Origin of the sequence: Mesorhizobium argentiipisi (SeqCode), assembly GCF_037179585.1 — a bacterium.
Taxonomy (GTDB): domain Bacteria; phylum Pseudomonadota; class Alphaproteobacteria; order Rhizobiales; family Rhizobiaceae; genus Mesorhizobium; species Mesorhizobium argentiipisi.
On record NZ_JAPYKO010000108.1, the window covers coordinates 1 to 459 of the forward strand.

Here is a 459-nt window from a genome sequence, read left to right on the forward strand (position 1 = left end):
ACCGTGAGGGTCACCAGATCTTCCTCGAGCCGGAGGGGCTCGACGATCCGACCGTCTACCCGAACGGCATCTCGACCGCCCTGCCGGAAGAGGTTCAGCACGCGCTCGTCGCCCTGATCCCGGGGCTGGAAAGAGCGAGGATCGTCCGGCCCGGCTACGCCATCGAGTACGACTACGTCGATCCCCGCGAGCTCGACGCGACGCTCGGCCTGCGCAAGGCGCCCGGTCTGTTCCTCGCCGGCCAGATCAACGGCACCAACGGTTACGAGGAGGCGGCGGCGCAGGGCGTGGTTGCCGGCATCAACGCCGCACGACTCGCCGGGGGGGGCGCGCCTGCCCTCTTCGACCGGGCCGAATCCTATCTCGGCGTGATGATCGACGATCTCGTCACGCAGGGCGTGAGCGAGCCCTATCGGATGTTCACCTCCCGCTCCGAGTACCGGCTGTCGCTTCGGATCG

Annotated in this window: 1 protein-coding gene; it reads left to right on the top strand. The window is 68.4% G+C overall.

Annotated elements, in window-relative coordinates:
- Positions 1-459, top strand: a 459-nt coding sequence (locus O7A05_RS34150) for an FAD-dependent oxidoreductase (protein ID WP_337097805.1), incomplete at both ends; no start/stop codon positions are given.